Here is a 19,549-nt window from a genome sequence, read left to right as displayed (position 1 = left end):
GTACACTTATTAGGATAACGAAAAGACAAAGGGTGAAGGAATTGACAAGGTTATTATTATTAAACGGACCAAATTTGAATCGATTAGGGCTTCGTGAACCGCGTGTCTATGGGCATACCACACTTGAACAAATTGAAGAAAAACTAACACAATTGGCAAAAGAACATGGTGTGACATTACTAAGTAAACAGTCTAATCATGAAGGTGTATTAATTGATGCTATTCATGAAGCAGCAGCCCAAAAATGGGATGGGATTCTTTTTAACCCGGGTGCTTATTCCCATACAAGTATAGGACTTCGCGATGCCATTGCATCAATCGAGGTGCCTGTTATCGAGATACATATTTCAAATATTCATGCACGTGAATCCTTCCGCCATCATTCCCACATTTCAGCTGTTTCCATTGGACAAATCGTGGGCCTGGGTGTGTATGGATATGAATTAGCGTTATCTGCCATGATTAATCATATTAAGGGGGAGCAGCTTTAATGAGTAAAGTAGTGCAATTACGTGAACAATTTAGCAAACATAATATTGAAGGGATTTTAATTACAAGTACATATAACCGCCGTTACATGACGAATTTTACAGGAACTGCGGGTGTTGTTCTTATATCTCAGGATGAGGCACTCTTTATTACTGACTTTCGATATGTGGAGCAAGCATCCAATCAAGCAGCTGGTTACACGATCGTTCAGCACCAGGGGCTCATTCAAGAAGAGGTCGCAAATCAAGTTAAGCGTCTTGGTATTAAGCGATTGGGATTTGAAGAGGATCACCTCGTTTTTGGTGTGCATCAGCAGTATGAGAAAGTGTTGAACGCTCAATTTGTTCCAATATCAGGAGTGATTGAAAAGTTGCGCTTGATAAAGACAGACTCAGAGATTAAGATATTAAAGGAAGCGGCAGACATTGCAGATGCAGCCTTTAAACATATAATTGATTTTATGCGGTCGGGACTAACAGAACTTGAAGTATCGAATGAGCTTGAGTTTTTCATGAGAAAAGCAGGGGCTCAATCTTCTTCGTTCGATATCATTGTTGCGTCAGGTTTTCGTTCAGCACTGCCCCACGGTGTGGCCAGTGAAAAAGTAATTGAAACAGGCGATTTTGTAACCATGGATTATGGCGCTTTGCACAAAGGCTATGTATCAGACATAACCAGAACTGTTGCGGTAGGTCAACCAAGTGATAAGCTTAAGGAAATATATCAAGTAACTCTTGATGCCCAGCTGCTCGCAATGGACAAGATCAAACCAGGGTTAACGGGAAAAGAAGCGGATGCGATCGCACGAAATTACATTACTTCAAAGGGCTACGGTGAATATTTTGGGCATTCACTTGGTCATGGTATAGGGCTTGAGGTTCATGAAGGACCAGGTCTGTCATTCCGTTCAGATGTAAAGCTTAAGAAAAATATGGTCGTAACCGTAGAACCCGGAATTTATATTGCCGGTCTTGGCGGTGTTCGTATTGAGGATGATACGTTACTAACCGAAAACGGGAATGAAACACTCACCCATTCAACAAAAGAGCTGCTTATTTTGTAATTTCCATTTATAGGAGGACATAGAATGATTTCAGTAAATGATTTTAAAACAGGTTTAACAGTTGAAGTGGATGGCGGGATTTGGCGTGTAATGGATTTCCAGCACGTTAAACCAGGTAAAGGGGCTGCGTTCGTACGCTCCAAGCTTCGTAACCTTCGTACAGGTGCCATTCAGGAAAAAACGTTCCGTGCTGGTGAAAAGGTTGCAAAAGCACAAATTGATAACCGTCGTATGCAATACTTATATGCGACTGATGATCTTCATGTCTTTATGGATAATGAGTCCTATGAGCAAATTGAAATTTCTGCTGCTCAAATCGAGTATGAATTGAAGTTTTTGAAAGAAAACATGGAAGTATCAATCATGATGTACGGTGCTGAAACACTAGGAGTAGAGCTTCCTAACACAGTTGAACTTAAAGTGATAGACACAGAACCAGGAATAAAAGGAGATACAGCAAGCGGCGGCACAAAGCCGGCTACTGTTGAAACAGGCTTAACTGTAAACGTGCCTTTCTTCATTAATGAGGGTGATGTGTTGATTATTAATACAACGGATTCAAGTTATGTTTCAAGAGCATAACGATTAATCAAAGCCAGCGCAGAGGGATTCCCTCTGCGCTGGCTTTTTTATGTCATAATCACGAGCGCGAGTAAATAGGATAAAGCAACATGATAAAACACTGAGGTGGCTTATATGCAGATGCATCCAATCCTTTATTTTCTACCGGAAAACCTGCAGCGGGAGCTTTGTGGAATGGATCAAGGTACATTAAAACATGTTGAAGAAATTCGTATTAGAATTGGACGACCTGTAGAAATAGTGATGCAAAGCGAAACGAGATGTTTATCCTTTGTTCCTACTGTAAGTGATCGTCAATACATCGCAGAGAAAATATCACAGCATTCATTTTACTCGCTGGAAGAAGAAATGAAAAAAGGATACATCACAATAGAGGGAGGACATCGTATTGGAATTGCTGGAAAAGTTGTATTGGAAAACGGAAGGGTTCAATCCGTTCATTCTATCTCTTCTTTCGCCATTCGAAAAGCAGCAGAGCTGATCGGATGTTCCGCTCCTTTTATGCATCATCTATATGATCAAAAACAGCAGCGATTCAAACATTGCTTGCTTGTTGGACCGCCAAAAAGCGGGAAAACGACCTTGCTTAGAGATATGGCACGTTCAATATCAACCGGTTCACGTGAAAAAGGGTTTTCCATGCCCGCAAAAAAAGTAGCGATAGTGGATGAACGTTCAGAAATTGCGGCATGTCACAACGGCATACCACAGCTAACTTTTGGGACAAAAGTGGATGTACTTGATCGCTGCCCCAAAATTGAAGGCATATCCATGATGATACGGTCAATGAGTCCTGAGGTTATGGTTGTAGATGAAGTAGGGCATGAAAAAGATATTGAAGCCGTTATGGATGCCATGTTCACCGGAGTTACGCTTTTAATGACTGCCCACGCACAATCCGTTGAAGAACTGATGCGCCGTCCCTTAATGGACAAGCTTATACAGTCTGAGTTAATTCATTTTATTGAATGCAGTTCAAGAGGATACTCACTATTTAGAGGAAAAGATGAAGTCATGTACGTTGAGCGTGTTAGTTAATGCTAAATCTCTTAGGTGCAGGGCTTCTCGTATTAGGATCGGGTCTTGAAGGATGGAGAAGAGCAAGCCTGCTCGACCGACGTCAACGAGTGCTGGTCGAAATGGCAGAAGCCTTCACATGGATGCAAAACGAAATCGTGAAACGTCAAACTCCTATGATTGAGATTATTCACTATCAAATGAAAAGAGATGGTGAGGTTGCCGTTCTTTTTCGTTTGTTTTTACACCATCTCACAGTCACACAGCTGCTCCTGGCAGAAGCTTGGCAAGAGGCTACGAAGGAATACAGTATAGTGACTGTTTTACATAAAGATGATTTAGAGTGGATCTCACGTGTAGGAAATGCCATTAATCAATTTGATCGAACAAGTATTGATAAAGAACTTGTCTTTGTCATTCATGTATTAAATAGTCGCCAGCAGGAAGCAAGAAACCGCAGTTTGCAGTATGGCAAGCTTTATAAAACGATCGGATGGATGGGGGGGGTATTGGCGGTGCTTTTGCTTAGCTAAAGATAGGAGCGATAAAAATGACAATGGATCTTGATACGTTATTTAAAATTGCAGGAGTTGGACTCGTGATCGCCCTGCTCTACACCGTCCTGGAACAAGTAGGAAAAAAAGATTATGCACAGTGGCTCGCTTTTTTTGGGTTTCTGTATGTTTTGTTTATGGTGTTACAGGCGCTGGATACATTTTTTACGACGATCCGTTCCGTTTTCATGTTCTATGATTAGAGGGTTCTAATGGAAGAGCTTCTTAGAACCATTGGGATTTGCTTTGTAGCCGGGTTCATGTCAATGATGCTGAAAGAACGAGCGCCGACTATCAGCGTTCTTCTTATACTGTTTGCTTCTGTCATGCTGCTTACGAAGCTATTTTATTCAATTCAGCTTGTAATGGCGATGGTACAGCGGTTTTCAACTTTCTTGCCTGATATGGGACTGTATATTGGAACGTTAATAAAAGTGCTGGCCATTGCGTTTATTACAGAAACGAGTTCTCATCTATTAAAAGGATCCGATCAGGTGCTGTTATCAACGATTGTTGAATGGACGGGAAAGGTGCTCATTTTATTAATCGCCTTGCCAATCTTTTATGAGTTGTTACAACTAATGCTGACATTGTTGCCTGTCGCACCTTGAAAGGGTGAATATAGGCTTGAAGCTCAATCAACCGACCCAACAAAATGACCATGAAATGAATTCAACAAATCCTTTAGAAACAAATACCAATGACCAGTTGATGGATGAAAGTCACGAAGCGTGGCTTGGTTTTTGGGATCAATTAACGGATGTATATGGTGAGTATTTACCCTCGCTGACTCGGCAGGATTTACTTTCTTTATTAACAAATCCGCAAGATTCATTTAGTGAATGGCTGTCAGGTATTGTTCGTTATGTATTTCATGAAATCGCAGTTAATTCACACATTATCCTTTGGCTGCTTATTATTCTAATGATCGGCTCCCTATTACAAACTATCCAGCAATCCTTTTCAAGAGAAGGAATTGCAGCAGTAAGCTCAGTTGCCATGACTGGTTTGCTGCTGATGGTGGTAATCGAAAGTGTCTCAATTTGTGTGGGGTATATAACGGATACTGTAGCCTTAATGGCTGACTTTATGTATGCATTACTCCCGCTTTATTTAGCTATGATCACCCTATCTGGAGGTGTTACAACAGCAGCTGTTTCTCATCCGCTTCTGCTGTTCATTGTCCAGTTTAGTCATTGGCTGATGCAGCATCTACTTATTCCTTTATTTGTTTTATCCATTTTGCTTGATATTGTAGATACAGTCTCAACATCTTTTAGCACGGCGAAAATGGCCGCTCTTTGCAGACAAATCGGAATATGGCTGCTTGGCGTTGTGGTAATGATCTACTTAACCATCTTTTCCATCCAAGGGGTTACGACTTCTGTCGCAGATGGAGTGGCAGCAAAAACAGTGAAAATGATTGCAGGACAGTTTATACCGTTTATTGGAAAGGTTGTCGCGGATACGACTGATCTTGTTTTAGCTTCTTCCGTCCTGGCAAAAAATGCTGTTGGGCTAGCAGGCGCGTTAATGCTGGGTATCATGATTCTCTTTCCTGCAATCAAAATATTAGTTGTAGCGTTTATGTACCGGATCTGTGCCGTAATCATGGAGCCTCTTGGACACGCTGGAATGGTACAAGCAGTAGATGCGGTGAGTAAAGGGCTATTTCACTTATGTGCAGCATTGGTGCTGGTATCGATCATGTTTTTACTGGGGATTGTGGTTTTATTGTTTGTCAGCAATATACCATTAATGATCCGTTGAAAAGGAGGCATGGTGTGGGAGCGATCTATCAGTGGATTTCACAATTACTCGTACTTATTGTGTTAATGGCTCTTTCTGACCTGCTATTACCAGCAAACAGCTGGCGACCTTTTGTTCGGCTAGTTTTAGGTAGTTTGCTGCTGCTTTTACTGTTGGAGCCATTAATTTATTTCGTCCGTCAGAATGATGAGCTCCTTACAGTGTCATTTCCTTTGATGGAAGAAGAGATTCAAATGCAGCAGGAAGAGGGAGAATTGATCATCAGTGACATGAATAACAAACATCAATCATACATATGGAAAGAGGTCGCTGATCAATTAACGAGACAGGCTAAACCAATTGTTCAAGAAAATTTTGGGGTAGAGCTCTCGACTGTCACAGTATGGCCGCATAATTCTACGATCGAAACGTTCACAGGAGAAATCGAAGTTGTTCTTCATGTTACTCCGATCACAGAGGTGGACAACCATCAATTAATTAAACTTCTTGCGGGTGAATGGGGGGTGCCGGATGATTCAATTAGATTAGTGTTGAAAGAGGAGTGACAACGTGGAGCAAAAAAATGCATGGGACAAGCTAAAGGACCGCTTTTCTTTCTCTAGAGACCCAACACCAAATCGGAAAATTCAGCTAATTATTGTTCTCGTGGTAGCGGGCATGCTCCTTTTGATTTTGCAGAACAATCAAGTAGAAAAACCACTTCTGCCGTCGAGTCCAGAGGCATCAGCAGTTGATGAACAAACATCAGCAGATAAAAGCTTTCGGCAGATGGAAAAAGAGATTGAACACCAATTAGTCGATATGCTGCAGGTAGCTCTTGGGACAAAGAATGTACAGGTAATGGTCAATGTCGCTTCAAGTGAACGGAAAGTGTATGAAAAGGATCAAACGCTTCAGCATGATCAAACCAGTGAAAATAATGGAGAAGAACACTCTACAACTGATCGGCAGTCATCAAGCAGTCAGCTTGTCACTGGAAACCAATCACAAAGCGGTCCTTTTATAAGTCATATTGAAAAGCCTACTGTTCTTGGTGTCATGATTGTGGCGGAAGGAGCAGATCAAATAAAAGTGAAAAAATGGATTACTGAGGCTGTAGCTCGAGTCTTAGACATTTCTACACATCGTGTGGCTGTAATACCAGTTAAACAGGAGGAGTCGTGAGATATGATGCTGAAAAAACAAACCGTTTGGCTTTTAACAATGTTAAGCCTCGTTGTTGTACTTTCTGTTTATTACGTAACATCACCAGGAGACCAAGCCTCCCCCTTTGTTCCCGATGGGGATGCAGATATGGTGCTTGGAGAAGATGGGGAGCAGTGGGTACTTGAGGAAGATGTGGATGTGAATGCAGAAGCGGTTGAGGGTGAGCTTTTTGAAGTGCTTCGAATGCAGCTGCAGGATGAGCGTAATGCATTAAAAGAGCAGCTCACAGCAAAGGTGGCCTCAAATGAGTTTACATCATCTGAAAAGAATGAGGCATTTAATGAGATGGATGAACTCGTGAAAATGGCATCGAAGGAGGCGATGATGGAAACCATGATTAAGGCGCTCGACTATCAAGATGCCCTTGTTCGCACAGATGAAAATCAGGTTCTAATTACCGTGATAGCGGAGGAACACTCGAAGGCGGACGCAAATGCGCTGATCCAGCTTGCACGACAAGAATTTGGAGATACAAAACAAGTTAATGTGAAATTTCAATCAAACGAAGCTTCTGCCGAAGGCGATAGCGAAGCTGGAGCTGAAAGTGAAGAAGTAACAGAAGACATAACTGAAAATTTAGATCAGGTTGAAGGTGAATAAAATCTATAAATGATGATGGAGAGGACTGGCAGACTAAAGCCAGTCCTCTTTAATGCGTGTGTACGGCGTTCAGTATTTTTTCTGAATTAAATTATGATACAATAAGGAAAGTATAAACATGATTTGGTATGCATAAAGAACATTTTTAAACGCCAAGTTGAATTATGGTATACTATTATCGTATGATATTAAGAGCAGCTACTAATTATTATAGGTCAAGGAGTGTCAACGATGCTAAAAGTACAAGAGATTCGTGAAATTATTAAACTTATTGATCAATCATCAATCGATGAATTCACTTATGAACAAGATGGAGCAAAACTAAAACTGAAAAAAACAGCAAAAGATACTAAGACACAAACAGCCGCTAACAACCATACTGTTGAAACGGTAAATGCTGCTGCTGTACAAGAAGCGGTAATTCGTGAAGAAGAGAATAAAGCGGAGCCAAACCCAAGAGAAGAACAGCCTAAGCAAGAAGCGGTTGCAGAAAGTACAAACAACCTTATAGAAATTACATCTCCGATGGTTGGCACATACTATCACGCATCTTCTCCAGATGTTGACCCTTTTGTAAAAGTAGGAAGTAAAGTTTCAGCAAGTACTACGGTTTGTATCGTAGAAGCAATGAAGCTATTTAATGAAATTGAAGCCGAAGTGGATGGAGAAATTGTCGAAATCCTTGTTAAAGACGGCCAGCTTGTAGAATATGGTCAGCCTCTTTTTCTCGTAAAGGCCTAGTAAGGAGAGAATACGAATGATCAAAAAAATATTGATTGCAAACCGTGGAGAAATCGCGGTTCGAATTATCCGAGCATGTCGTGAAATGGATATTGAAACGGTTGCTGTATATTCAGAAGCAGACCGAGAATCGCTTCATGTTCAAATGGCAGATGAGGCTTATTGTATTGGTCCAAATTCATCTAAAGACAGCTATTTAAATTTTACAAATGTGATTAGTGTAGCGAAGCTGACTGACTGTGACGCGATTCATCCAGGATATGGCTTTTTAGCTGAAAACGTAGCTTTTGCTGAACTCTGCAGAGAATGCAATATTATCTTTATCGGCCCAAGTCCGGAAGCGATTTCGAAAATGGGAACCAAGGACGTAGCGAGGGAAACGATGAGAGAAGCAGGAGTACCTGTTGTGCCTGGATCTAAAGGCATCATTGAGTCTGTCGAAGATGCAATCGAACTGGCTGAAGAAATGGGCTATCCTATTATTATTAAAGCGACAGCAGGCGGCGGCGGTAAAGGAATTCGCGTTGCTAGGACAGAGGAAGAATTAATAAAGGGCCTCAAGATTACCCAGAAAGAAGCAGAAACCGCATTTGGAAATCCGGGAGTTTACATAGAGAAGTTTATCGAGGATTTCCGACATGTAGAGATCCAAGTAATGGCTGATCAGCACGGTTCCGTTATACATTTAGGAGAGAGAGATTGCACGATTCAGCGACGCCTCCAAAAGCTGCTTGAAGAAACACCATCTCCTGCACTAGATCAAGGTATTCGAAGCCAAATGGGTGAGGCGGCTGTTAAAGCTGCTCAGGCAGTAAACTATACAGGCGCTGGTACTGTCGAGTTTATTTACGATCACCGCCAACAGTCATTTTATTTCATGGAAATGAATACCCGAATACAAGTTGAGCATCCTGTAACAGAGATGGTGACGGGTGTTGATTTAATTAAAGAACAAATTCTTGTAGCATCGGGTGAACCGCTTAGCCTGAAGCAAAAGGATGTTACCTTTAACGGGTGGTCAATTGAGTGCCGTATTAATGCAGAAAATCCTGAAAAGAATTTTATGCCTTCGCCTGGCAAAATTAATATGTACTTACCGCCAGGTGGATTAGGTGTGCGAGTGGATTCCGCTGCATATCCTGGTTACAGCATTCCTCCATATTATGATTCAATGATAGCAAAAGTAATCACACATGGAGCAACTCGAGAAGAAGCGATTGCAAAAATGAAAAGAGCACTAGCTGAATTCGTCATTGAGGGTATTCATACTACGATTCCATTCCATTTAAGATTATTGGAGCATGAAACCTTTGTTAGTGGAGATTTTAATACGAAATTTTTGGAAACATATGATGTAATGTCTAAAGAGAATGTTTAGGAGGTGCCGATCATGGCAGAAAACCAACAATCCCCATTACTGCAGATGAACAGCCTAGAACATAATCAGCTTGGGAAAATTGAGATTGCTCCAGAGGTAATCGAAGTTATTGCAGGGATCGCGGCTTCAGAAGTGGAAGGTGTAGCCCAAATGCGCGGAAACTTTGCGTCGGGTGTTGCTGAACGACTTGGTAAAAAAAACCATGGCAAAGGGGTGAAAGTGGAGCTTGGAGAAGACGGTATCATCGTTGATGTTTATTGCACCATCAAATTTGGTGTTTCTATCCCATCTGTAGCCCAAAAAATTCAGGATAACATTCGACAAACTCTCCAGAATATGACTGCACTTCTTGCTGAAGAAGTAAACATTCATGTAGTAGGGGTTCAGTTTGAAGCACCTAAAGCAGAATTCGAAGATGAAATAGAAGTTTGAGCATGGAACAGGTGCACGGTGGTCGTGCACCTGTTTTTTTAAATTTTTTAATACAAGGAGTTTTTTGAAAATAGGGATTTTCAAAGTTCCGTTAGGTTTGTCATGCTATTTTGTGCTATTATCTTTTTATGACATGGATTTTTACGCAATGAGTGAAGGAGTTTAGTAAAAAATGAAAAGACGAACGGCCCGAGAAAAAGCCCTACAGGCTCTTTTTCAAATGGATATGAATGAGATGGAGCCGGCCGAGGCCTTACAAAATGTACTTGAAGAAGAAGAATCAATGGACAGTTATTTAGAACTGCTTGTTATCGGTGTATATGACAATAAAGCAGATATAGACAACATGATCCAAAGTCATCTCGAACGCTGGAAACTCGATCGTTTAGCAAGAGTCGATCGCAACATTCTTCGTATCGCACTTTATGAGCTGCTGCATCAGCAAGATGAAGTTCCTCATAATGTCGTTATTAACGAAGCAATTGAAGTTTCCAAGCGTTTCGGTGATGAAAAATCAAGCAAATTTGTGAATGGAGTATTATCTAAAATCGTCAATACGCTTTATTCACGGGATTAACAATCACGGGAGGCAAAAAACGATATGACTGCAAGTATAATAGATGGTAAAAAAATTGCACAACATATACAAAGCACAACTGCAGAACGGGTCAGCCAGTTAAAAGAAAAAGGTATCACGCCTGGACTTGCGGTTATTTTAGTAGGAAACAATCAAGCTTCTAGAACCTATGTAAGCATGAAACGAAAGGCTTGCGAAAAAATTGGTATGCACTCAGTACTAATTGAGCTTGCTGATGATACAACGGAAGAAGGCTTAATTAACAAAGTGAATGAACTGAATGAAGACAATACCATCCACGGTATTCTAGTTCAGTTGCCGCTGCCTTCTCAAATTGATGAAATAAACATTATTGAATCAATCGATCCTAATAAAGATGTAGATGGTTTTCACCCAATTAATGTAGGTCGATTGATGACTGGCGGGGAAGCATTTTACCCGTGTACGCCATACGGGATTATCGAAATGCTCAAATATGAGCAGGTTGAACTGCGTGGAAAGCATGCCGTCGTAGTAGGTAGAAGTAATATTGTTGGAAAGCCTATGGGACAGCTCTTATTAAAAGAAGATGCAACGGTTACATACTGCCACTCTCGTACAGCAGATCTTGCCTATCATACAAAACAAGCAGATATCATTATTGCTGCAGTAGGGATCAGAAATTTAATTACTGCGGATCATATTAAAGATGGTGCCGTCATTATCGATGTTGGAATGAATCGAGATGATGAAGGAAAACTATGTGGTGATGTGGATTATCAAAATTGCTTGCCTAAAGCAGGAGCCATAACACCTGTTCCAGGTGGTGTGGGCCCTATGACGATAACGATGCTGCTAGCTAATACAGCTGAATCGGCTGAACGTACACTGACCCGCAAAACGCAATCATAATTAAACAACATATAAAATAGGGCTGACTCTTGTCATGAGTCAGCTTATTTTTCATCCGATCCAGTTTTACAAAGGAGTGATCGATATGACGGAAGTAACCTATCTTTCTGTTCACGCACTTACGAAATACATAAAAAGAAAATTTGACGCTGATCCACATTTATCAGATGCGCACATAAAAGGTGAGATATCTAATTTCAAACGTCACTCAAGCGGTCATTTTTATTTTACATTAAAAGATGATAAAGCGAGGATCTTGGCTGTGATGTTCGCTTCCAATAGTAAGAAGCTGAAATTCGAGCCGGAAAATGGGATGATGGTGCTGATCAAAGCAGATGTATCAGTATACGAAGCAAGCGGGCAATATCAGCTATATGTTAAAGATATACAGCCGGAAGGTGTAGGCGCTCTCTTTTTAGCATACGAACAGCTAAAGGAAAGACTTCAGCAGGAAGGATTATTTGATCCTCAGCGTAAAAGGCCCATTCCCTCTTATCCAAAAACAATTGGTGTGGTGACATCGCCTACTGGGGCAGTGATACGGGATATTTTGACGACCATTAAGAGAAGGTATCCCATTGTAAAAGTAAAGCTGTTTCCAGCGGTTGTGCAAGGAGAAAGCGCAGCTGCAAGCATTGTTCGTGCAATGGAAAAAGCGTCTGCTGATCCTTCCATTGACGTTTTAATCGTTGGACGTGGCGGTGGGTCTATTGAAGAGCTTTGGCCATTTAATGAAGAGATTGTAGCTAGATCGATCGTCTCATTTCCAGTCCCGGTAATCTCTGCAGTAGGACATGAAACGGATGTTACGATTGCAGACTTTGCAGCGGATATGCGTGCTCCAACACCAACAGCTGCTGCAGAAATAGCAGCACCAAATATTGAAGAGGTTACAGAAAGACTGCTGAGTAAGGATATGCGTCTATTAAGAGCCATGACTGAAGTGGTTTCCGTAAAAAGGAAGCAGTGGCAGTATCTTTCCCAGTCGATTATTTTCAGAAAACCGGAACGGCTTTATCAACAGCAAATGGAACGTCTTGATCATCTTAATGTACAATTAAACAAGATGCTTATGCAGAAAGTTGGAGGAAGTCGTGAACGTTTAAGCTATATTGAAAAACAGTTGATCAGACAGCACCCAAAACAGTTGATCGAAAAGCAATCATTACAGCTCCGTCAGCTTGACCGCTCATTGCATTACACAATGAAGGGGCTTTTGAATCGAAAAACGTCCGAATTTAAAGGGACGATATCAACACTTGAAGCATTAAGCCCATTAAAAATCATGAATCGAGGATACAGTTTAGTGTATGATGGAGATAATGAATTGATTAAAGACCCATCATCTCTAAAAAAGGGCGATTCAATACGTGTGGCCATGGCGGATAAAGACTTGCTATGCAGCGTTAATGATGTGAAGGAGCGTGAATAAAATGTCAGCAAAGAAACAATATACATTTGAAGAAGCAATGATTCAGCTTGAGGAGATTGTAACGAGGCTAGAAGAAGGAGATGTTCCTTTGGAAGAAGCTTTAATAATCTATCAAAAAGGAGTCGAGCTTTCAAAAACTTGTCATGATAAACTCCAGCATGCAGAAAAGCAAATGGCGACGCTGATCACGGATCAGGGTGAAGAAGCCTTCGAACTCTCAAAAGAGGATTCAACGTCATGACAGGACTAACTTTATTTATAGAAACGTATAAAAAACAAGTAGAAGAAACAATGCTCGATCAGGTTAAAGAACTTAATGCCCCTTCAACATTAAGGGATGCCATGGTGTACTCGCTGGAGGCAGGTGGAAAGAGAATTCGCCCGATTTTGCTTTTAGCTACGATTGATGCGTTCGGATTGGACTGTAAAATTGGATTGATGCCAGCAGCTGCATTAGAGATGGTTCATACATACTCATTAATTCATGATGATCTTCCTAGTATGGACGACGATGATTTACGAAGAGGTAAACCGACTAATCATAAGATATTCGGTGAGGCTCATGCTATACTGGCAGGAGACGCGCTGCTTACGGAGAGCTTTCGTCTCATTTCAATGATGGACCATGCAACTGCTGAACAAAAGGTTTCACTCATCACAGAACTCGCAACCGCAGCAGGAGCGATCGGAATGGTTGGAGGGCAGGTAGCAGACCTTGAAGGGGAAAATAGCTCCTTAACCTTACCTGAGCTTGAATCGATACACGAAAGAAAAACCGGTCATCTCCTTATATATAGTGTGATCGCTGGTGGTATTTTAAGTGGGGCAACACAAAAGCAGATTGAGCAATTACATTCCTATGCCTATCATATAGGTCTTGCATTTCAAATTCGGGATGATATCCTTGATGTTGAAGGAGATGAACAAGAGATTGGAAAGCCGATAGGCAGTGATATTTCCAATAATAAAAGCACCTATCCTGCACTTCTCGGAATGGACGGTGCGAAGCAAAAGCTGGAGCATCATCTAATTCAAGCAAAGGAAGCGCTTAGCCATTTGCCTCTACAAAATAATCTATTATCTTCTATTGCTGATTTGATTGTGGAAAGACGATCATAGAGGTGGGGATACAATTATTACCGCGTTTAATGATATTTTAACTTATAGACTAAAAAGAGAATTATTCATACAATAATTTTTTCGTTTAGTTAGATAACTCATAAAATCATCTGTAATATAGAGAATAGTTGAATAGATAAGGGTTTATTTTTATTTAACAGTGGGATTTTTATTTAATGCTCGCCATTCGATCCAACTTGTTCGCAAAGTGGACCGTTTTGCGAGCATTTGTAATGATGTGAATAGTCAATTTGAGGGTATAATAAAAAGTGCATCATTCTAGAATAATATTTGATAGAAAAATTTGTTCCTGTGCAGATGGATTGAAGTGAAAACTTTCCAAGGAATCTTTGCTTCTATTACCACTGTTAAAGTTACGATTTGAGACGATTATATATTATTACGATATGGTTTAGTATGTAAAAAAACACGACAATTTCTTGAGGAAAAGCTATACATTGTTATAATAAAAGATACGAAGAAAAAATAATCGAAAAAACAGGAAATATGATACCTGGATGAAAGTGAGTGATCCCGATGAATGTTACAAAAATAAAGGATCCGTCATTCTTGAAAAAAATGAACAAAGACGAGCTTAAAGCCCTTAGCGAGAATATCCGGAAATTTCTGATTGAGAGACTATCAACATCTGGTGGTCATATCGGTCCTAACTTAGGAGTAGTTGAATTGACACTGGCTTTACACAAGCATTTCGACAGTCCGGCAGATAAGTTTCTATGGGATGTTGGACATCAGTCTTATGTTCACAAGATTTTGACAGGAAGAGGCGATCAGTTTGATACGCTGCGTCAGTTTAAAGGCTTGTGCGGATTTCCAAAAATGATTGAAAGTGAGCATGATGTTTGGGAAACAGGACATAGCTCCACCTCCTTATCAGCTGCTATGGGAATGGCGATCGCGAGAGATATAAAAGGTGACTCAAACTATATCGTACCGATTATTGGTGACGGAGCGTTAACAGGTGGTATGGCCCTTGAGGCTTTGAACCACATCGGTCATGAGAAAAAGGATATGATTGTCATTTTAAATGATAATGAAATGTCCATTGCACCGAATGTCGGAGCTCTCCATAGTGTTTTAGGCCGATTAAGAACAGCCGGTAAGTATAATTGGGCAAAGGACGAGCTGGAATATTTGTTGAAAAAGGTACCTGCGGTGGGTGGGAAACTTGCTGCAACTGCTGAGCGGCTCAAGGATAGCTTAAAATATCTTCTTGTGTCTGGTGTCTTTTTTGAGGAGCTTGGATTCACGTATCTGGGTCCTGTAGACGGCCACAACTTTGATGATCTTGAAGAAAATATTCAATATGCGAAGAAAACAAAGGGTCCAGTTCTATTACATGTAATTACGAAAAAAGGAAAAGGGTTTAATCCGGCAGAGATGGACCGAAAAGGAACATGGCACGGAACGGGACCATACAAAATTGACACTGGTGACTTGATCAAACCAGTCAACATTGCCCCTGCATGGAGCGCTCTTGTATCTGAAACAGTAAGGCGACTGGCAAGAGAGGACAAGCGAATTGTAGCTGTTACACCAGCTATGCCCGTTGGTTCAAAGCTTGAAGCCTTTGCAAGTGAATTTCCAGATCGCATGTTTGATGTCGGGATTGCTGAACAGCATGCGACAACAATGGCTGCGGGGCTTGCTACTCAAAATATGAAACCGTTCTTAGCCATTTATTCAACCTTTTTACAGCGTGCGTATGACCAGGTTGTACACGATATATGCAGACAGAATCTGAATGTGTTTATCGGCATTGACCGTGCAGGACTTGTTGGAGCAGATGGAGAAACGCATCAAGGCGTATTTGATATTGCCTTCTTGCGCCATTTGCCAAATATGGTTGTCATGATGCCAAAAGATGAAAATGAAGGTCAGCATATGGTGAAAACAGCGATTGATTATAATGATGGTCCAATTGCTATGCGTTTTCCAAGAGGAAATGGTCTTGGTGTTGAGATGGATCAAGAATTGAAAAACATTCCAATCGGCAGCTGGGAGATTATTCGTGAAGGGACAGATGTGGCCATTTTAACTTTTGGAACAACCATTCCAATGGCATTAAAGGCAGCAGAGCTTCTTGCAGGCAAGGGGATTTCTGTTCGTGTTGTAAATGCGAGATTTATCAAGCCGTTGGATGAAGCCATGCTTATGGATCTATTCACATCAGAAATACCAATTCTTACAATTGAAGAAGCAGTACTTCAAGGCGGATTCGGAAGTGCAGTGCTTGAGTTTGCTCATGATCAAAGTATGAGTCATATTCAGATTGAACGTATGGGAATTCCTGATCAGTTTATCGAACACGGAAGTGTAGATCAATTGCTTGAAGAAATTAACCTAACATCAGAGCGAGCTGTAGAAATTATTCAGACAATCGCACCAATTAAACAAAAAAGGGCGTAATTATGAAAGTACAAAAACAACGGATTGATGTTCTTTTAGTAGAACAAGGACTTTTTGAAACAAGAGAAAAAGCAAAGCGTGCTATCATGGCAGGATTAATTTACGCAAATGAGGTTCGGCTGGACAAGCCGGGGGAGAAAGTACCAGAAGACACGGAATTATCAGTGAAAGGCAAAGTACTCCCCTATGTAAGCAGAGGCGGATTGAAGCTTGAAAAGGCACTTCAGTATTTCGAGATTAATGTAAAAGGAAAAAAAATGATTGATGTCGGTTCTTCTACAGGAGGATTTACCGACTGTGCGCTGCAAAATGGGGCAGAAATGTCTTATGCGGTTGACGTGGGCTATAATCAGCTCGCATGGAAGCTTAGGCAGGATGAACGAGTTGTCGTCATGGAACGTACGAATTTTAGGTATTTAACACCGGCTGATTTACAAAAAGGAATTCCTGACTTTGCATCAATTGACGTCTCATTTATTTCACTTCGCATTATTTTACCTGTGTTAAAAACATTGCTTGCTCCAAACAGTGATGTTGTGGCTTTGGTCAAGCCACAATTTGAAGCAGGGCGTGAACAGGTGGGCAAAAAAGGAATTATTCGTGACCCATCTGTACATGAGGCAGTGCTGGATCGGATTATACAATTTTCTCTTGGTGAAGGATATGATGTGAGAGGAGCTACTTTTTCTCCAATTACGGGCGGTGATGGAAATATTGAGTTTCTGTTGCATTTACGCACTTCAGATGAGTCGATTGACCGAGGTGAAGGCATTCAAGCGCAAGATCTCAAAACAAAGGAGATTGTCACTGCAGCTCACACACAGCTGAAGACGGCTACAAAAGCAAGTGATAATGAATAGGAGCATAGGAGCAGCCACTGGTTGCTCCTTTTCCATGTGATGGAATTTAACGTTTTAAACATGTACATTTGAGACCGTTTACGCTAACATAAACGTATAGAGGAGTATATTTATTCAAATTAATTCATGGAGTGAGGATAATGGTTAATAAAGGGCAACGCCATATAAAGATTCGGGAAATCGTCGTCAACAATGATATTGAGACACAGGACGAGCTAGTGGATCAGTTAAAAAAAGCAGGATTTAATGTAACACAAGCGACAATCTCTAGAGATATTAAAGAGCTTCACCTTGTAAAAGTCCCATTAATTGATGGGCGCTACAAGTATAGTTTGCCAGCAGATCAGCGATTTAATCCGCTGCAAAAACTAAAACGGACGCTAACGGACGCTTTTGTCCGTATTGATGGAGCGGGGCACTTTCTCGTTATGAAAACGCTTCCTGGAAATGCGAATGCAATTGGAGCACTCATTGATAATCTAGATTGGAATGAGATTTTAGGTACAATTTGTGGAGATGATACGTGTTTAATTATTTGCCGGCGTGAAGAAGATGCAGAAATGATTTCGCAGCGATTTATCGATATGCTTTAACAATAGAGGTGACAAATAGTGCTTCAGGAACTTTCCATTCGAAATTTTGCCATAATAGATGAACTATCTCTTTCATTAGAAGAAGGACTAACTGTTTTAACCGGTGAAACAGGAGCCGGAAAATCCATTATTATTGATGCCGTTCAGCTTTTAGTAGGTGGGCGAGGGTCGGCAGAATTTGTCCGGCACGGTGAGAAAAAAGCTGAGATAGAAGGATTATTTATATTAGAGGATGATTATCATCCATGCATTCAAAAATGTCAGGAATTTGGAATCGAACTGGAAGAAGGAATGATTCTTTTAAAACGTGACATTTCTCAATCAGGCAAAAGTGCTTGCCGAATTAATGGTAAGCTTGTAACAATTGCCATATTACGAGAAGTTGGTGCTGCGCTCATTGATGTTCATGGACAGCATGAAAGTCAGGAGCTTATGGATGAAACGAAACACCTTTCTCTTTTAGACCAATTTGGCTATGAGGACATTCAGCCCACAAAAATCTCTTACCAAGAACTGTTCCAGCAGTATGAACAAGTAAGAAAGCAAATCCGTTCATTGAGCGAAAACGAACAGCAAATGGCCCATAGATTAGATTTAATTCAATTTCAGCTTAATGAAATTCAGCAGGCAGGACTTGAACTTCATGAGGATGAAAATTTAATGGAAGAAAAAAGCCGTCTCGTCAATTTTGAACGGCTCTTCGAATCACTTCAGACCGCCTACAACGCATTACAAGGGGAGCAGGCGGGTTTAGATTGGCTTGGCTTATCAATGTCTAATCTAGAGCATGCTGCGGAGATTGATGCATCTTTGAAGGAAGTAAGCGAGTCTGCAGCGAATAGCTTTTACTTATTGGAAGAAGCAGCTCGTTCAATCAGAAATCATCTGGATACGCTTGAATATGATCCGGAAAGACTCCAGGCGATTGAAGAGAGATTAAACGAAATAAATCAGCTGAAGCGAAAATATGGTGCCACCATTGAAGAAGTCGTAGAGTACGGTGCTTCAATTGAAGAAGAAATTGAAACGATTACCAATAGAGAGTCATCCATTTTAACCCTGCAAAAGAAAGAAGCATCAATAAAAAAGGATCTTCTTCTGGAAGCACAAGCATTATCAGAGACTAGACAGCAATGGGCTCAATTACTGACCAAGCAGATTCATCAGCAATTAGAAGCATTGTATATGGACAAGGCCATCTTTGAAGTGCGTTTCCATCAGAAACCATCTTCAGTTCATACTGAAGAGGAAAGAGTATTTAAAAAAGATGGAGCAGATACTGTGGAGTTTTTTATTTCTACGAATCCTGGTGAACCTTTAAAGCCGTTTACAAAAGTAGCATCAGGAGGAGAAATATCCCGTATCATGCTGGCGTTAAAAGCCATTTTCTCTGAGCATCAAGGTATCACATCAATTATTTTTGATGAAGTAGACACGGGCGTTAGCGGCCGAGTTGCACAGGCAATAGCAGAGAAGATTCATACTGTATCCGTTCACTCTCAAGTGCTGTGTATTTCCCATTTACCACAAGTAGCTGCAATGTCAGACCAGCATCTATTTATTTCTAAAGAAGTGGTGCATGAACGGACGAAAACTTATGTAACCTCATTAGAGGAGAGGGAACGAATTCATGAAATCAGTCGTATGATTTCAGGGGTTGAAATCACTGAGCTAACACTTGAGCATGCAAGAGAACTTCTAGAACTCGCCGCCTCAATAAAAAGCACACGCGTCTGAATATGAAAAGTCATCCAATTACGGATGGCTTTTTCGTTTATTTCCACGTGATAATTCCCGCTCTTTTCGCCAACATTA

General features: G+C 40.8%; 23 protein-coding genes. All 23 read left to right on the top strand.

Annotated features, from left to right (window positions below):
- Positions 1-41: 41 nt before the first annotated feature.
- The 23 genes from aroQ to recN all read left to right on the top strand — a co-directional run bounded on the left by aroQ (position 42) and on the right by recN (position 19,471).
- The gene (gene aroQ, locus KP78_RS15445) at positions 42-491 is read left to right on the top strand and encodes a type II 3-dehydroquinate dehydratase (protein ID WP_041090243.1); all 450 of its coding nucleotides are present in this window, start codon (positions 42-44) and stop codon (positions 489-491) included.
- Positions 491-1,552 (top strand): M24 family metallopeptidase, encoded by a 1,062-nt coding sequence (locus KP78_RS15440; protein ID WP_041090242.1) that lies wholly within the window; start codon positions 491-493, stop codon positions 1,550-1,552. The genes aroQ and KP78_RS15440 overlap by 1 nt, the downstream gene beginning before the upstream one ends.
- Before the next feature lie 24 nt (positions 1,553-1,576).
- A complete protein-coding gene (gene efp, locus KP78_RS15435; RefSeq protein ID WP_041090241.1) occupies positions 1,577-2,134 on the top strand; it encodes an elongation factor P in 558 nt (185 codons plus the stop codon).
- Between the two features lie 114 nt (positions 2,135-2,248).
- Positions 2,249-3,172: a stage III sporulation protein AA gene (gene spoIIIAA, locus KP78_RS15430; RefSeq protein ID WP_235420958.1), complete on the top strand. Its 924-nt coding sequence runs from the start codon at positions 2,249-2,251 to the stop codon at positions 3,170-3,172.
- A complete protein-coding gene (locus KP78_RS15425) occupies positions 3,172-3,684 on the top strand; it encodes a stage III sporulation protein AB (protein WP_041090240.1) in 513 nt (170 codons plus the stop codon). Before spoIIIAA ends, KP78_RS15425 begins: the two co-directional genes overlap by 1 nt.
- 17 nt (positions 3,685-3,701) lie before the next feature.
- Positions 3,702-3,908 carry a stage III sporulation protein AC gene (spoIIIAC, locus tag KP78_RS15420; RefSeq protein ID WP_041090239.1) on the top strand — a complete coding sequence of 69 codons (207 nt, stop codon included), beginning with the start codon at positions 3,702-3,704 and terminating at the stop codon, positions 3,906-3,908.
- 9 nt (positions 3,909-3,917) lie between these two features.
- On the top strand, positions 3,918-4,316 hold the full coding sequence (locus tag KP78_RS15415) for a SpoIIIAC/SpoIIIAD family protein (RefSeq protein WP_041090238.1): 399 nt from the start codon (positions 3,918-3,920) through the stop codon (positions 4,314-4,316).
- A gap of 16 nt (positions 4,317-4,332) precedes the next feature.
- Positions 4,333-5,475 (top strand): stage III sporulation protein AE, encoded by a 1,143-nt coding sequence (gene spoIIIAE, locus KP78_RS15410; RefSeq protein WP_041090237.1) that lies wholly within the window; start codon positions 4,333-4,335, stop codon positions 5,473-5,475.
- Positions 5,476-5,489: 14 nt separating this feature from the next.
- Positions 5,490-6,020: a stage III sporulation protein AF gene (locus KP78_RS15405; RefSeq protein WP_041090236.1), complete on the top strand. Its 531-nt coding sequence runs from the start codon at positions 5,490-5,492 to the stop codon at positions 6,018-6,020.
- Positions 6,021-6,024: 4 nt separating this feature from the next.
- Positions 6,025-6,639: a hypothetical protein gene (locus KP78_RS18760; RefSeq protein ID WP_052474868.1), complete on the top strand. Its 615-nt coding sequence runs from the start codon at positions 6,025-6,027 to the stop codon at positions 6,637-6,639.
- 6 nt (positions 6,640-6,645) lie between these two features.
- Complete coding sequence (locus KP78_RS15395) at positions 6,646-7,281, top strand: SpoIIIAH-like family protein (protein WP_235420957.1); 636 nt, start codon at positions 6,646-6,648, stop codon at positions 7,279-7,281.
- A gap of 231 nt (positions 7,282-7,512) precedes the next feature.
- Complete coding sequence (gene accB / locus KP78_RS15390; protein WP_041090235.1) at positions 7,513-8,022, top strand: acetyl-CoA carboxylase biotin carboxyl carrier protein; 510 nt, start codon at positions 7,513-7,515, stop codon at positions 8,020-8,022.
- Positions 8,023-8,038: 16 nt separating this feature from the next.
- Positions 8,039-9,400 (top strand): acetyl-CoA carboxylase biotin carboxylase subunit, encoded by a 1,362-nt coding sequence (gene accC / locus KP78_RS15385; protein WP_041090234.1) that lies wholly within the window; start codon positions 8,039-8,041, stop codon positions 9,398-9,400.
- A gap of 12 nt (positions 9,401-9,412) precedes the next feature.
- Positions 9,413-9,832, top strand: coding sequence for an Asp23/Gls24 family envelope stress response protein (locus tag KP78_RS15380; RefSeq protein ID WP_041090233.1), 420 nt, complete (start codon positions 9,413-9,415; stop codon positions 9,830-9,832).
- 172 nt (positions 9,833-10,004) lie between these two features.
- Positions 10,005-10,409, top strand: a complete 405-nt coding sequence (gene nusB / locus KP78_RS15375) for a transcription antitermination factor NusB (protein ID WP_041090232.1) — start codon at positions 10,005-10,007, stop codon at positions 10,407-10,409.
- Between the two features lie 24 nt (positions 10,410-10,433).
- The gene (folD, locus tag KP78_RS15370; RefSeq protein WP_041090231.1) at positions 10,434-11,300 is read left to right on the top strand and encodes a bifunctional methylenetetrahydrofolate dehydrogenase/methenyltetrahydrofolate cyclohydrolase FolD; all 867 of its coding nucleotides are present in this window, start codon (positions 10,434-10,436) and stop codon (positions 11,298-11,300) included.
- An 85-nt stretch (positions 11,301-11,385) separates the two neighbouring features.
- The gene (gene xseA / locus KP78_RS15365; RefSeq protein ID WP_041090230.1) at positions 11,386-12,732 is read left to right on the top strand and encodes an exodeoxyribonuclease VII large subunit; all 1,347 of its coding nucleotides are present in this window, start codon (positions 11,386-11,388) and stop codon (positions 12,730-12,732) included.
- Position 12,733: 1 nt separating this feature from the next.
- Entirely contained in the window at positions 12,734-12,973 is a 240-nt protein-coding gene (gene xseB / locus KP78_RS15360; protein WP_041090229.1) for an exodeoxyribonuclease VII small subunit, read from the top strand.
- A complete protein-coding gene (locus KP78_RS15355) occupies positions 12,970-13,851 on the top strand; it encodes a polyprenyl synthetase family protein (protein ID WP_041090228.1) in 882 nt (293 codons plus the stop codon). The genes xseB and KP78_RS15355 overlap by 4 nt, the downstream gene beginning before the upstream one ends.
- A 537-nt stretch (positions 13,852-14,388) precedes the next feature.
- Positions 14,389-16,281, top strand: a complete 1,893-nt coding sequence (dxs, locus tag KP78_RS15350; RefSeq protein WP_041090624.1) for a 1-deoxy-D-xylulose-5-phosphate synthase — start codon at positions 14,389-14,391, stop codon at positions 16,279-16,281.
- A 2-nt stretch (positions 16,282-16,283) separates the two neighbouring features.
- Positions 16,284-17,141 (top strand): TlyA family RNA methyltransferase, encoded by an 858-nt coding sequence (locus KP78_RS15345; RefSeq protein WP_041090227.1) that lies wholly within the window; start codon positions 16,284-16,286, stop codon positions 17,139-17,141.
- A 140-nt stretch (positions 17,142-17,281) separates the two neighbouring features.
- Positions 17,282-17,734 (top strand): transcriptional regulator AhrC/ArgR, encoded by a 453-nt coding sequence (gene ahrC / locus KP78_RS15340; RefSeq protein ID WP_041090226.1) that lies wholly within the window; start codon positions 17,282-17,284, stop codon positions 17,732-17,734.
- Positions 17,735-17,752: 18 nt separating this feature from the next.
- The gene (gene recN, locus KP78_RS15335; protein ID WP_041090225.1) at positions 17,753-19,471 is read left to right on the top strand and encodes a DNA repair protein RecN; all 1,719 of its coding nucleotides are present in this window, start codon (positions 17,753-17,755) and stop codon (positions 19,469-19,471) included.
- Positions 19,472-19,549: the final 78 nt, after the last annotated feature.

It is taken from the genome of Jeotgalibacillus soli (assembly GCF_000829435.1).
In the GTDB taxonomy this organism is placed as follows: Bacteria; Bacillota; Bacilli; order Bacillales; family Jeotgalibacillaceae; genus Jeotgalibacillus; species Jeotgalibacillus soli.
The sequence above is the reverse complement of the archived record's forward strand: the minus strand, read 5'-3'. Positions and strand labels throughout refer to the sequence as shown.

Coding starts and splice junctions, on each gene's coding strand:
- KP78_RS15395 (WP_235420957.1), top strand. CDS start 6,646: ATGCTGAAAAAACAAACCGTTTGGCTTTTAACAATGTTAAGCCTCGTT.
- spoIIIAC (WP_041090239.1), top strand. CDS start 3,702: ATGACAATGGATCTTGATACGTTATTTAAAATTGCAGGAGTTGGACTC.
- xseA (WP_041090230.1), top strand. CDS start 11,386: ATGACGGAAGTAACCTATCTTTCTGTTCACGCACTTACGAAATACATA.
- KP78_RS15415 (WP_041090238.1), top strand. CDS start 3,918: ATGGAAGAGCTTCTTAGAACCATTGGGATTTGCTTTGTAGCCGGGTTC.
- KP78_RS15425 (WP_041090240.1), top strand. CDS start 3,172: ATGCTAAATCTCTTAGGTGCAGGGCTTCTCGTATTAGGATCGGGTCTT.
- accB (WP_041090235.1), top strand. CDS start 7,513: ATGCTAAAAGTACAAGAGATTCGTGAAATTATTAAACTTATTGATCAA.
- dxs (WP_041090624.1), top strand. CDS start 14,389: ATGAATGTTACAAAAATAAAGGATCCGTCATTCTTGAAAAAAATGAAC.
- KP78_RS15355 (WP_041090228.1), top strand. CDS start 12,970: ATGACAGGACTAACTTTATTTATAGAAACGTATAAAAAACAAGTAGAA.
- spoIIIAA (WP_235420958.1), top strand. CDS start 2,249: ATGCAGATGCATCCAATCCTTTATTTTCTACCGGAAAACCTGCAGCGG.
- folD (WP_041090231.1), top strand. CDS start 10,434: ATGACTGCAAGTATAATAGATGGTAAAAAAATTGCACAACATATACAA.
- KP78_RS15440 (WP_041090242.1), top strand. CDS start 491: ATGAGTAAAGTAGTGCAATTACGTGAACAATTTAGCAAACATAATATT.
- accC (WP_041090234.1), top strand. CDS start 8,039: ATGATCAAAAAAATATTGATTGCAAACCGTGGAGAAATCGCGGTTCGA.
- KP78_RS15380 (WP_041090233.1), top strand. CDS start 9,413: ATGGCAGAAAACCAACAATCCCCATTACTGCAGATGAACAGCCTAGAA.
- KP78_RS15345 (WP_041090227.1), top strand. CDS start 16,284: ATGAAAGTACAAAAACAACGGATTGATGTTCTTTTAGTAGAACAAGGA.
- ahrC (WP_041090226.1), top strand. CDS start 17,282: ATGGTTAATAAAGGGCAACGCCATATAAAGATTCGGGAAATCGTCGTC.
- nusB (WP_041090232.1), top strand. CDS start 10,005: ATGAAAAGACGAACGGCCCGAGAAAAAGCCCTACAGGCTCTTTTTCAA.
- xseB (WP_041090229.1), top strand. CDS start 12,734: ATGTCAGCAAAGAAACAATATACATTTGAAGAAGCAATGATTCAGCTT.
- efp (WP_041090241.1), top strand. CDS start 1,577: ATGATTTCAGTAAATGATTTTAAAACAGGTTTAACAGTTGAAGTGGAT.